The 12,343-nt window shown below is 56.3% G+C and carries 9 protein-coding genes and 1 pseudogene; 6 read left to right on the top strand and 4 right to left on the bottom strand.

Going from position 1 to position 12,343, the window contains the following annotated elements; genetic code table 11:
* The first annotated feature begins 212 nt into the window (after nt 1-212).
* From ACNT1W_RS14705 to ACNT1W_RS14690, 4 genes and pseudogenes are all read left to right on the top strand, one after another.
* A complete protein-coding gene (locus ACNT1W_RS14705; RefSeq protein ID WP_012145220.1) occupies nt 213-686 on the top strand; it encodes a (2Fe-2S)-binding protein in 474 nt (157 codons plus the stop codon).
* Complete coding sequence (locus ACNT1W_RS14700) at nt 683-2,968, top strand: molybdopterin cofactor-binding domain-containing protein (protein ID WP_419245780.1); 2,286 nt, start codon at nt 683-685, stop codon at nt 2,966-2,968. The genes ACNT1W_RS14705 and ACNT1W_RS14700 overlap by 4 nt, the downstream gene beginning before the upstream one ends.
* Entirely contained in the window at nt 2,965-4,263 is a 1,299-nt protein-coding gene (locus ACNT1W_RS14695) for a c-type cytochrome (protein WP_419245779.1), read from the top strand. The genes ACNT1W_RS14700 and ACNT1W_RS14695 overlap by 4 nt, the downstream gene beginning before the upstream one ends.
* 382 nt (nt 4,264-4,645) lie before the next feature.
* Nucleotides 4,646-4,990, top strand: a pseudogene (locus ACNT1W_RS14690) (RNA-guided endonuclease TnpB family protein); the annotation flags it as partial.
* 249 nt (nt 4,991-5,239) lie between these two features.
* On the opposite strand, the gene ACNT1W_RS14685 reads toward ACNT1W_RS14690, so the two are convergent.
* Entirely contained in the window at nt 5,240-6,154 is a 915-nt protein-coding gene (locus ACNT1W_RS14685) for a DMT family transporter (RefSeq protein WP_259189360.1), read from the bottom strand.
* Nucleotides 6,155-6,283: 129 nt separating this feature from the next.
* On the opposite strand from ACNT1W_RS14685, the gene ACNT1W_RS14680 reads away from it, so the two are divergent.
* Nucleotides 6,284-6,853 carry a helix-turn-helix domain-containing protein gene (locus ACNT1W_RS14680; protein WP_218217014.1) on the top strand — a complete coding sequence of 190 codons (570 nt, stop codon included), beginning with the start codon at nt 6,284-6,286 and terminating at the stop codon, nt 6,851-6,853.
* 10 nt (nt 6,854-6,863) lie between these two features.
* Here ACNT1W_RS14680 and ACNT1W_RS14675 read toward each other — a convergent pair whose 3' ends face one another.
* On the bottom strand, nt 6,864-7,421 hold the full coding sequence (locus ACNT1W_RS14675) for a GNAT family N-acetyltransferase (RefSeq protein WP_419245778.1): 558 nt from the start codon (nt 7,419-7,421) through the stop codon (nt 6,864-6,866).
* 174 nt (nt 7,422-7,595) lie between these two features.
* On the opposite strand from ACNT1W_RS14675, the gene ACNT1W_RS14670 reads away from it, so the two are divergent.
* Complete coding sequence (locus ACNT1W_RS14670) at nt 7,596-9,539, top strand: DUF3857 domain-containing protein (RefSeq protein ID WP_419245777.1); 1,944 nt, start codon at nt 7,596-7,598, stop codon at nt 9,537-9,539.
* A 47-nt stretch (nt 9,540-9,586) separates the two neighbouring features.
* Here ACNT1W_RS14670 and ggt read toward each other — a convergent pair whose 3' ends face one another.
* On the bottom strand, nt 9,587-11,260 hold the full coding sequence (gene ggt / locus ACNT1W_RS14665; protein WP_419245776.1) for a gamma-glutamyltransferase: 1,674 nt from the start codon (nt 11,258-11,260) through the stop codon (nt 9,587-9,589).
* Nucleotides 11,261-11,412: 152 nt separating this feature from the next.
* Entirely contained in the window at nt 11,413-12,276 is an 864-nt protein-coding gene (locus tag ACNT1W_RS14660) for a LysR family transcriptional regulator (protein WP_176979336.1), read from the bottom strand.
* Nucleotides 12,277-12,343: the final 67 nt, after the last annotated feature.

The following is a 12,343-nucleotide window of genomic DNA, read 5'->3' as shown; positions in this document are numbered from 1 at the left end:
ACCCGGCGTGGATCCTTCTGCGCCGGTTTTTTTCTGCCTGTCGGACTTAAAAGTACGGAAATTCATAATAAATACCCACTTTTCGGTAAAGCAATTCACGCTACATACCCTTAACATCACTAAGTGTTCTAATGATTATAATTAGCAGGCTGTGAATCATTCACCGCAGTGATATTACGGAGAAATCCGTTTAGTTAAGGATATATTTCACCATGGAAATCAAAATAAACGGCCGGATGGTCGCGCTTGACGACGTCTCGCCCGAGACGCCTTTACTCTACGTGTTACGCAACGATCTTGGCCTAAACGGCCCCAAATACGGCTGTGGTTTGGGGGAGTGTGGTGCCTGTACGGTGCTGGTCGATGGCGTTGCTGCTCGTTCTTGTTCCATTCCTCTGAGCGGTGCGCTCAATAAATCCATTACCACGCTGGAAGGCCTCGGTGAAGCGGGGCAATTGCATCCGGTGCAACAAGGCTTTATCGATGAGCAGGCCGCACAGTGCGGTTATTGCACCAACGGCATGATCATGACGCTGGTCGCTCTGTTTGAGCGCAATCCGCAGGCCGATGAACAACAAATCAAAAACGAACTGGCCTATAACCTGTGTCGTTGCGGCACCCATATCGAAATCCTGCGCGCCGCCGCCAAAGCCCGGCAGCTGTTGGCTGAAAGGGGGCAGGCATGAGCCGCCTGGAAATAACCCGCCGCCGCCTGTTACAGGCCGGTGGCGTGGTGATGGTCAGCAGCCTGTTGCCGGTTTCGCTTAATACCCTTGCCGCCGAGCCTGCCACCCTGGGCAGTTTGCCGCTGGATCGCGTGGACAGTTTTATCGGTCTGACCGCCGACGGCCGGGTCACCGCCTTTAACGGCCATGTGGATCTCGGTACCGGCATTCGCACGGCATTGGCGCAAATTGTTGCCGATGAGATCTGCGTCCCTTTTGATCAGGTTACGGTCATTCTGGGGGATACCCAGCGCACGCCGGATCAGGGGCCGACCATCGCCAGTGCCACCATTCAGGTGACTTCAATACCGCTGCGTCAGGCGGCGGCACAGGTGCGGCAATTGCTGTTGGGGCTGGCCGCTCGCGCTTTCGCGTTGCCGGTGGACAGGCTGCGTGCAGAAAATGGCCGGGTATTTGCAGCGGATAAACCCCACGTCAGCCTGAGTTATGGCGATCTGGCCAGCGGGCAAAACTTACAGGTGGCACTGGATAAAACGGTCATGTTGAAGAGCGTGACGGAGAGTCGTTACGTTGGCAAGGCGGTGCCACGGGTGGATATCCCGGCCAAGGTCACCGGCCAACTGACCTATGTGCACGATCTTCGCCTGCCGGGCATGCTGCACGGCAGAGTGGTGCGGCCGCCTTATACCGGGGCTGACAGCAGTGCCCCGCTGGGCAGTGGGCTGCTGTCGGTGGACAGAGCTTCCATTGCTCATTTGCCAGGTATCGTAAAGCTGGTGGTGATTAACGATTTTATCGGCATCGTGGCCGAGCGTGAAGAGCAGGCGATCGCAGCCATGCGCCAATTGAAAACCGTGTGGCGCCCGTGGTCCGGGCTACCGGATCTCTCGGCGGATGGGCTGCATGCGGCGTTGGTGGCTAACCCGAAAACCGACCGCGTACTGCGTGATGATGCCGGGGTCGATGCCGCGCTGGGGTCGTTACATACCGAGGTGAATGCCGATTACGTCTGGCCCTATCATCAGCATGCTTCCATCGGGCCTTCCTGTGCGGTGGCCGACGTCAGCAGTGAGCATGCAGAAATTTGGTCCGGCACGCAAAACCCTCACGATCTGCGTAAAGACATTGCCCATTTGCTCGACCGGCAGCCGGAGCAGGTGCACATCAACCGTATGGAGGCCTCAGGTTGCTATGGCCGCAACTGCGCCGATGACGTATCGGCAGATGCCGCACTGTTATCACAGGCGACCGGCAAACCGGTCAGGGTGCAGTTGATGCGCGAGCAAGAGTCTGGCTGGGAGCCCAAGGGCACCGGGCAGTTGATTCGGGTTCGCGGTGGGCTGGATCAGCACCGGCAGGTGGCGGCCTATGAGTTGAAAACCAGTTATCCTTCCAATAATGCCGTGACATTGTCACTGGTATTGACCGGCAAGGTGGCCAATCGGGCCGACGTACAGCAGATGGGCGACAGAACCGCCATTCCACAGTATGAATATCCGAACATGCGAGTAATTTGCCAGGACGCTGCGCCAATCGTTCGGGCTTCCTGGATGCGCGGGGTGTCGGCGCTGCCCAACGTGTTCGCCCATGAGTCGTGGATTGATGAACTGGCATGGCATGCCGGGCAGGATCCGATCGCTTTCCGCCTGCAATATCTGAAAGACCCGCGTGCGGTCGCGTTGATCAATGCGCTGAAGAAACAGGCTAACTGGCAGCAGGGGCCGTCGCATCGCAACCCGGCACCGGATACGCAAGCGTGGGTCACGGGACGTGGCTTTGCCTATGCGCGTTACTTCCACAGCAAATTCCCCGGTTTCGGCGCCGCCTGGGCTGCCTGGGTGTGTGACCTTAGCGTCAATCGCCACAGCGGCCAGATCAAGCTCGATAAAATCTTTGTTGCCCATGACTGCGGACGCATCATCAACCCGGCCGGAGTGCGCCATCAGGTGCATGGCAATATTCTTCAGTCCGCCAGCCGGGTGCTGAAAGAGTTTGTCACCTTTGACGCTTCGGCGGTGACGTCGCTGGACTGGGGCGGCTACCCGATCCTGCGTTTTGACGAGTTGCCGCAGGTGGATGTTCAATTGCTGGACTATCCGGATGAGCCGCCGATGGGGGCGGGAGAATCGGCTTCGGTGCCGAGTGCGGCCGCTATCGCCAATGCGTTATTTGATGCGCTGGGGGTGCGCCTGCGGGAGGTACCCTTTACTCCCGAGCAGGTGCTGAAAGCGTTAAAACAGCAGGCTTCCGCCAACGCAGCAACCAGGGATAAGTCATTATGAGCAAATTAAAGAAAGCCGCTGGATGGGGCAGCCTGGCCGTCATCGCCGTAGCAGTCACCGGCGCTATTATCAGCTGGCAGCCGGAAATTGCGCCTCGTGATGTGAACGAGACCCAGGTTTTTAGTCAGCAACAGATTGTCCGTGGTAAAATGCTGGCCGATCTCGGCGACTGTTCGGTTTGCCATACCCGGCCGGGCGGTAAACGCAATACCGGCGGGCTGGCGATGGAGATCCCATTCGGCACCATCTACACCACCAACATCACTCCGGATAACGAAACCGGCATTGGCAAATGGTCGTATGCTGCCTTTGAACGGGCAATGCGTCATGGGGTCGATCGCCAGGGGCGCTATCTCTATCCTGCCTTCCCCTATACCGCCTTTACCCGTACCAGTGACGAAGATCTGCAGGCGTTATACGCCTATCTGATGTCACAACCGGCGGTGAACTACCAGCCACCCGTTACCGCACTGAGTTTTCCGTTTAATATTCGCCAGGGCATAGTCACCTGGAACTGGCTATTCCTGACGCCGGGCGCGATGAAGGCAGACCCCGACCAAAGCGCCGAATGGAACCGGGGAGCCTATCTTACCGAGGGGCTGGGTCATTGCAGCGCCTGTCATTCACCCCGCAATCTGATGTTTGGCGAAAAAGGCGGCAGTGCGCACTTGACCGGCGGCGTGGCGGAGGCCTGGACGGCGCCGTCGCTTACCGGCAGTTCGGTGGCACCGCTGGATTGGACCCGGCAGGATCTCCTCAGCTTTATGCGCAGCGGATACTCGGCAAATCACGGCGTAGCGGCAGGGCCGATGGCACCGGTAATCGAAGAGGGGCTTTCACGCCTGCCGGAGCAGGACCTGCAGGCCATCGCTACCTATCTCCGCAGCTACCACCCGGCGCAAGCCAAGGCTGCGGAGGCACAAAGACTGAACGACTGGGCAGAGTTAAAAACGCAGCCGTTAACCACCGAAGGGGCGCGTATTTTCTCCGGAGCCTGCATGGCTTGCCATGCTCAGGAAAAGGGGGCGCAAATGGCCGGTGTCAGGCCTTCACTGGCGCTGAATACCAATCTGTTTGCCGATACGCCAGACAATGCGATTAGGGTGGTGCTGGATGGTATCCAGCGGCCGGCCAATATCAATCTGGGATATATGCCGGCATTCCGTCATAACCTGAACGATGGACAGATTGCGGCGTTGCTTGATTTCCTGCGGCAAAGTTACGCCGGGAAAGCGCCGTGGCCTGACCTGCAGGCGCAAGTCAGCCGCTTACGCAGTGAGACTGAAGATAGATAGGTTTGGTAAATAGATAGGTTCGTTAAATTGGCGGGGGCCATTGCAGGCCCCCAATTTAGCATTTGCCCCGTAAACTCTCGCCCCCTCGGGCGGGGATATAAGGGGAGCTAATCAGGTATTTTCTGCGATGGTACATAGGTTTTCAGTGTTTCGATTGTTGCGCTGCGGTGAGATAAAAACTCGTCCAGAATGGACAACGCATTTGCTGACCCAATGGCAACGGTGAAGATAACCGGTCAACTTATAGTGATGCACATTTTCTGGTCAAAGGCTTCCTAAGGTCATACAGTACAAGCTGATTATCGGTGAGCGTCCATGATGAAAAGAGCCACTAAAGTACGCCTGTACCCGACTACCGAACAGGAGGCATTCTTGAATGCTCATGATGAAAAATCACAAGCTGGCGCGGCACATTGCGGATGCGTCGTGGTCTGGGTTCGTGATGAAACTGGAATACAAAGCGGAGCAGTCCGGCAAACACCTGGTGAAAATTGATCAATGGTTTGCCAGCTCTAAAACCTGCCATTGCTGCGGTTATAAAATGACGGAAATGCCGCTGAATAAACGTATCTGGCCATGCCCGGCGTGTGGTGTTGAGCATGACCGCGATATTAACGCGGCCATCAACATCCAGCACAAGGGTATAACGGATTTACAGGCGGCGGGACTCGTCGTTTCTGCCCATGGAGGCCAGCGTAAATCTGTCATATCGACGGTTGCGGCCTGAGAAGTGGGAAGCCTCGCCGTTTACGGCGGGGAGCAGTCACTGAGTCACGCACAGCTCATTCCAGTAGCTGAAACGGACGCGCTGTTTCAGTCGGTTATTCCACAAATAAAGCGTCATCGTTTGTTCCTCCGCCATGTCTGTCTCAATAAATAACAGCTATTTCTCAACGGGGCGAATACCTTATTTTGCTGAGCTTTTGATATTTTTGGGATAACCCTGCCTGATGTGTATCGGTGATAAAAACGGGTCTTAAGGCGTTTGGCTCTCGTCCGCCAGACAGGGCTTTTTCTTCGCCCGCAACAGCCGCCAACCAAAATTCATGCCCGCCGCCGCCAGCAAGATGGCCGCAGCGCCCAACAGTTGCATCAGGCTCAGGCGGTGGCCGAACACCGCCCAGTCGACGATAATCGCCACCAACGGATAGATAAACGACAAGGCACCCACCAGGCTGGTCGGGATTTTCTGGATCGCGCTGTACAACAGCGAAGACATCAACCCGGTATGCACCAGGCCAAGGGTTGCCAGCAGCAGCCAGGCATTTGCCGTTGATGGCAGAGCGTCCAGCCCGGCGAAGGGGGCCAACAGCACCACGCCAACGGTGAGCTGAATCAACACGATCAGATGCGGTGGCACCCCTTTCAACTGTTTGACAATCGCTGCCGCGACCGCATACATAAAAGCCGCACCCAGCGCCAGCATCACACCGGTAAAGTAATGGGATCCGGAAGCAGCGCCTTCATGTTTTCCGGTAATAATCAGCAACATGCCGCCAAAGGCCAGCAGCAGCCAGCCGATTTTGTTTGCGGTCAGTTTTTCACCAAAAAACAACAGCCCCAGCCCGACCAACATAAAGGGTTGCACGTGGTAAGTGACCGTTGCCACGGCAATAGAGGCGTAGGAATAGGCAGCAAATAACAGCGTCCAGTTCAACACCAGCGCGATCCCACCCAGTACCGCTATTGCGGCCTGTCGCCGGGTTAACCGGCCCTTTTTCAGCAGGCCGAGCAGGGCGCAGGCAACCAGCATCGCCAGCGCGCCAAAGGCACAACGCCAGAAGACCACCGTGGTAGCCGGTTGCCCCAGCATCACCACCGGCCAGCCTACGGTGCCGGAAATCATCATGGCGAGCGTCATCTGCCATACGCCGCTGGTTTTCACCTTCATTCACCTTCTCCCCGTTTGCGCTCAGTGCTTGCCGACATCGGCAGTTACCATTAAAATGAACAACTGAACATTATGATGAACAGCCTGCGGCCGTTCGTCAAGTCGAACAAATGGATGATATGGTGAACAATGAGCGCTAATACCGACAGTAACCTCACTCCTATTGGCCTGCTTTCTAGCGCTATTCGCCGCGAACGCGAGCGGCTGGGGCTGTCGGTTACCGAGTTGGCCCGGCGGGCGGGTATAGCAAAATCGACGCTTTCGCAGCTGGAAACCGGCAACGGTAACCCCAGTCTGGAAACGCTGTGGGCGTTGGCGATGGCGCTGGATGTGCCGGTCAGCCGGTTAATCTCCCAGCCGCGTCAGCACGTGCAGGTGATCCGCTCCAATGAAGGGGTGACCACCGTTTCCGAGCAGGCCAATTACGCCGCGACCTTGTTGGCGACCTGTCCGCCGGGCGCGCAGCGCGATATTTACCGCCTGAGCGTGCAGCCGGGCGAGGCACGCATTTCGCGCCCGCATATGCCGGGCACCATTGAGCATGTGATTATCAGTAGTGGCAGGGCGCTAGTCGGGCCGAAGGATCAGGCGGTGGAGTTGAGTCCGGGGGATTACATCAGCTACTCCGCCGATCGGGAGCACATTTTCGAAGCCCTGGCAGCGGATACCACGGCGGTGATGCTGATAGAGCAAGGCTAGTCCCATTGGGTCACTCAGGCAGGGGGGCTGTGTAAAAGGTCATCTTTTGATAATGGTCGTTGAGCAGATTGACCTCCGCCGTCACGTTGAACCCCAGCGTTTGATACATTCTGCCCAGATAGGGTTTACTCTTGTCGGCCAGCAAACCGACCTTTTGGAAACCCTGTTTTTTGGCCTCAAGCGTCACCTGATTAACCAAACGTTTGGCTATACCCTTACCCCGGCATTCCGGTAACACCGCCAGAGAATCAATATAGATTTCATCCGGTTCAGACTCATTTTCCATATCGGGCAAATGTTCGGTGATGGACTGAAAACCGGATTCATCTTCACCGCGAAAGTAGAGGATACAACCCAGGATCCCGCTGTGGCTTCTGGCGACAAAGATGTTTCTGTAACTGAAGTAGATATCATCACGACTGAAATTGATTTCGTACTGGTGGAGGGCATCGTTAATATCATCCTTACCGGAAAGAGCCAATACGGCATCTTTATCTGCCAGGGAGATGAGCCTTACAATTTCTGCCGCATCGGTTTTTTTCGCTTTTTCGATAATGATATTTTCCATAAATTGCCTTCCTTTTAAAACGTGGCCTTTGTACTTTGAAAGTTGCTGCCCCGAATGATACCTCGGATCCTGTCAGGCGAATCGGTATTTTATTGAAAACGCTTCTCATTTATACTATTGTGCCGCGCCTGATTAAGGCCACCGTCATGGTTTAACAACCTTCAAGGACTGAAGATGAAAATTGTTGTTCCCTCGATACTTTTGCTTGCCGGTCTGACTGCGGCGCAACCGGCAACGCTGCTGGCTGCAGAGGCCCCGACGGCTACCGCGCAGGAAAACGCTGCCCGTAATGATTTTAGCTTTGTGCGTTACCGCGCCGATTATCAAGTGCGAGCCAATGCCAGCAATGTGAAAACCGAGAGCTACGAAGTCCTGCTAAAAACCAAAGCCGCGGTCGAGAAATTCAGCCAAATCCGCCTGAGTTACAGTGAGAAAATGGAAACGCTGGAGGTGCTCTCCGCTTATACGTTGACCGCCGATGGCCAGCGCCATGATGTGGCGCCCGATCGCATCTATACCCAGGAAAGTTATTCCAGCGCCTCGGCGCCCTTGTATGCCGATCGCAAGGTGCGGGTTATCGTGTTCTCCAACCTGGCACCGGGTTCACGCGTGGTGTATGAACTGCGTCGCACGCAAAACACGCCGTATTTCCCTGATTACTTTGGCCTGTGGGAAACCTTCAGCGTATTCGATCAATTTGATGACGCGGAAGTTAACCTGCTCGCGCCGGCAGATTTGCCGATGCATGTGTTTACCCGTGGCGTGGAAGGTGGCAATGCGCCGCAGGTGCGCGATGGCCAGGCACACTGGCGCTGGCGTTATCAGCGCAGCGATCCGCTAAAGGCCCAGAACTGGTCGGCGAACAGTTGGACGTTCAGCCCAACCATCATGGCCAGCACCTACCGTGAATGGCCGCAGTTGGCCAAAGCCTACCAGTTGAAAGCCGGCCAGGCGGCGAAAGTCACCCCGGCAGTGCAAGCCCTGGCGGATAAAATCACCAGCGGTATCAGCGATCGTCGTGAGCAGACGGCGGCGATCTACCGCTGGGTGGCACAGAATATTCGCTACGTTGCCGTGTATTTGGGCAACGGTGGGCTGGAGCCCAATTCGGCGCAGAGTATCCTTGATAACCATTACGGGGACTGCAAGGATCACGTGGTGCTGCTGGAGGCGTTGTTGGCCGCCAAGGGCATCGTCAGTTCGCCGGTGCTGATCGGCATGGATGAAGGGCCAACTCTGCCAACGGTGCCGCTGTTGGGGCGCTTCAACCACGCGATTACCTACGTGCCGGAATTCAATCTGTATCTGGATTCCACCAATCCCTGGGCTCGTTTTGGTCAACTGCCGGGGGCCGATCTCGGGGCGCCGGTATTGATCACGCGCGAAGCGAAATTGGCACGCACCCCAGACAATGATGAACTGCGTAATAACACGTCACTCAGCGTGGACTTTGTCTTCGATAAAGCGGGCAATATGCGTGGGCAGACGGAGCGCAAGCTGGGTGAGGTGGATGAGATTGACCTGAGGGGCTATTTTTCCCAACTTAACCAGCAAAACCAGGCACGGGTGGAAGAAACCATTATGGCGTCTTCCGGTATTGATGGCCGTGGTGAAATTGCATTGCATGGCGATCCACTCGATCTCAAAAAGCAGTTTGGTTACAGCTATCGTTTCAAGGCCGAGGACTATGTCGATTTTGGCGTGGTAGGCGGGATGACGGTGCCAACGCCGCCCGGTGGGAAATCTTTCCGTACGCTTTACTCGACGACGTCGGCACCGACCAACGAAACGCCGTTCTATTGCACCGCACAACGCTATGATGAGACCTATCGTCTGAGTTTGCCCACCGGCGTGCCGATCATTGCGGTTCCAAAGAACCAGCAGTTCAATAATGCCGCCGGTGAATACCGGGTGACATGGCAGCTGGAGGGACGGCAGGTGGTGGTTAACCATCGGTTGCAGATGAATGCCGTTCGCGGCAAGGATGCCCTCTGTCAGCCGCAGGATTACCCGGCATTCCGCGAACTGTTCCAGCAGGTACGTCGCGGTTTCCGTGGGCAGGTGGTTTATGGTGAATTGACTCAAGGGGCCGTTAAAGCGGCTACGGCTGCGAGGTAATAAAGCCAACCGGGCGGGCTTACTGTGAAGCCGCCCGGTTTTTATCGTTACTTTTTCACCACCAATCCCACACCGCGGCCACGAGGGTCGGACGCCGTCTCTGGCGTATCGCCGTTGACGCGGATCGCCTGAATATCCCCCATATACCAGCCCTGATCTTCCAGCTTATAGCCCATGGCTTTAAGTTGTTCCGCTACTTTGCCGGTCAATGGGGCAAAGCTGTCGAAGAAGATAGTGTCTTTAGGGAGAAGTTGGTGATGAACGCGTTGGGCGGCCACGGCTTTGTCCAATGGCAGTTGGTAATCATAGATGTTGTTGATCACCTGGAAAATCGAGGTGAAAATGCGCGAGCCGCCGGGGGTACCAATCACCAGGCTGACGTTCCCGTCACGGGTGATAATGGTCGGGCTCATGGATGAAAGCATGCGTTTACCCGGTTCAACGGCATTGGCATCGCTGCCGACCACGCCAAAAGCGTTGGCTACGCCCGGTTTGGCGCTGAAGTCATCCATCTCGTCATTCAGCAGGAAGCCAGCCCCTTTCACCACCACACCGCTGCCAAAGTCCCAGTTCAGCGTATAGGTGTTGCTGACCGCATTGCCCTGGGCGTCAACAATCGAGAAATGGGTAGTCTGGTGCGGTTCTAAGCCAGGACGTACTTTTTCGGTTGGCGAAATGGCGGTGGGGTTGATCTCCGCTGCGCGTTTTTGCAGGTAGTCCGGCGCGACCAGTTGAGCTACCGGCACCTTGGCAAAGTCCGGGTCGCCGAGGTAATCGGCGCGATCGGCAAACACGCGTTTCTCTATTTCCGACAGCAGGTGAATATAACGTGCGGAGTTAAGTTCTACGCCTTTGAAGTCGGCGGCACGATCTTCTTTGATCCCCAGCAACTGCGCCAGCGCAATGCCGCCAGAACTGGGCAGCGGGGCGGTGTAAAGGGTATTGCCGCGCCAGGAGATTTGCATCGGTTCACGCCATTTCACCCGGTAGTCAGTCAGATCGGCCTGGGTAATCAGGCCGCCATCGTGCTGCATCTGGGCCACCAGCAGTTTGGCCGTTTCCCCCTGATAGAAGTCTTCGGCGCCTTTATTGGCGATGCGCTCCAGCGTTTTGGCCAGCTCCGGTTGTTTAAACACCGCGCCGGGCTTCATACTGCCAAAGTAATCGCCAAAGTTGGTTTTTCCGGCGAACAGCTTGTTGGCGTCTTCACGGTACTGATATTGCTGATCGGCGACCTTAAAACCTTGCTGCGCGTAGCCGATGGCCGGGGTCAACAGCTCCGCCCAGGGTAATTTACCAAAGCGTTTATGTGCTTCCCACAACCCCAGCACCGTGCCGGGCACTCCGGCGGCCTTGGTCCCCACCAAACTGAGGTTTTCAATCACTTCACCTTTTTCGTTCAGGTACATGGTTTTGGTAGCGGCTTTGGGGGCGATTTCACGGTAGTCGAGGAAATAGGGTTTGCCGTCGACGTACAGCGTCATAAAGCCGCCGCCGCCAATGTTACCGGCTTCCGGGTAGGTCACTGCCAGGGTAAAAGCGGTGGCGACTGCCGCATCGACCGCGTTACCCCCGGCCTGCAAAATTTGTGCGGCCACTTTGGCACCGTATTGATCCGGTGCCGCTACGGCGCCGGCATTCAGATTTGCGGCCAACACCGAGGGGCTAAGAGTGGCGAGTGCCACGCTGAGTGCTAAGGTTTTCAATAAGCCAGAATGCATAGCGGTTCCTTTTCGAATTGAACGATGGCAGGTGACTTCAATCTCAACAATTACTTAGCGCCATTCTGTGCAGGTTTTCGGGCGCCTGATTGAAGGTAGCATCGCTCAATCCGCCATGCTTTATCCGCTGCATGGATCCGTGAACTGGAGCGTTAAACGGTGGACGGCAACTGAGTTAGCAACCACTCACAAAACTGCCGGGTATGAGGACTCTGTTCGCTGTCGCGGTGGACAAGCCAGGCCCAGTGGGGTCCGCGTACGCTTTGTTCCGTCAGGGGTTGCAACACGCCTTTTGCCTGCGCCTGTCGGGCCAGCAATTGGCTGACCAGCGCGATCCCCAGGCCATCGCAGGCGGCATCCAGTAACAGGCCAGGATCTGAAAAATTCAGCCCGTGACTGCTTTGCCCGACATTGACGCCGCCCTGAACGGCCCAATGGCTCCAGTCCATCTCACGTTCGCCGTGCAGAGTGGTTCGTTGCTCAGCCTCCAGTTTCAGTACGTCAGGATGGCCAGCCGGATAGAGTCGGTCCTGATGTAATACCCGGAGGCTGCATTCGGCTTGTGCGCTGAGATCGTCACGGATCGCCAGATCGACGGTTTCCGTCGCCATATCCGGTGGGGCGAAGGTGGTGAACAGCCAAAGGTCGATATCCGGGTGCTGCCGATGAAAGCTTTTCAGGTTCGGCACCAGCCAGTGACGGGCAAACGCCGGAGTGGTATTGACGATCAGTTGGTTAGGTTTGCGGTATTGATCCAGACGGCGGATGCCGACTGCCAGTTGTTGCAGCATCACTTGGGCGGTGCTGTACAGATCGTGCCCGGCGTCGGTCAGGCTGACGCTGCGGCCGCTGCGGAAAAACAACGGTTGTTCCAGATAGGCTTCCAGGCTGCGTATTTGCTGACTGATCGCCGACTGGGTGAGGTGCAGCTCATCGGCGGCCTGGTGGAAACTGCCCAGGCGGGCAGCGGCTTCAAAACCACGTAACGCGTTCATCGGGGGCCAGTGCTTTAGCATTATTGATAAGCCTATCTAATCAGGTGTCTGCTAAATGTATCCTTTGTTATGGCAGCGTTGGAAGCTT

It is taken from the genome of Serratia sp. NFX21 (assembly GCF_048517035.1).
Lineage (GTDB): Bacteria > Pseudomonadota > Gammaproteobacteria > Enterobacterales > Enterobacteriaceae > Serratia > Serratia quinivorans.
The sequence above is the reverse complement of the archived record's forward strand: the minus strand, read 5'-3'. Positions and strand labels throughout refer to the sequence as shown.

Excerpts from the sequence above, each read along its gene's own strand:
- ACNT1W_RS14660 (WP_176979336.1), bottom strand. The coding sequence starts at position 12,276 with ATGCTAAAGCACTGGCCCCCGATGAACGCGTTACGTGGTTTTGAAGCC.
- ACNT1W_RS14685 (WP_259189360.1), bottom strand. The coding sequence starts at position 6,154 with ATGAAGGTGAAAACCAGCGGCGTATGGCAGATGACGCTCGCCATGATG.
- ACNT1W_RS14705 (WP_012145220.1), top strand. The coding sequence starts at position 213 with ATGGAAATCAAAATAAACGGCCGGATGGTCGCGCTTGACGACGTCTCG.
- ACNT1W_RS14700 (WP_419245780.1), top strand. The coding sequence starts at position 683 with ATGAGCCGCCTGGAAATAACCCGCCGCCGCCTGTTACAGGCCGGTGGC.
- ACNT1W_RS14670 (WP_419245777.1), top strand. The coding sequence starts at position 7,596 with ATGAAAATTGTTGTTCCCTCGATACTTTTGCTTGCCGGTCTGACTGCG.
- ggt (WP_419245776.1), bottom strand. The coding sequence starts at position 11,260 with ATGCATTCTGGCTTATTGAAAACCTTAGCACTCAGCGTGGCACTCGCC.
- ACNT1W_RS14695 (WP_419245779.1), top strand. The coding sequence starts at position 2,965 with ATGAGCAAATTAAAGAAAGCCGCTGGATGGGGCAGCCTGGCCGTCATC.
- ACNT1W_RS14680 (WP_218217014.1), top strand. The coding sequence starts at position 6,284 with ATGAGCGCTAATACCGACAGTAACCTCACTCCTATTGGCCTGCTTTCT.
- ACNT1W_RS14675 (WP_419245778.1), bottom strand. The coding sequence starts at position 7,421 with ATGGAAAATATCATTATCGAAAAAGCGAAAAAAACCGATGCGGCAGAA.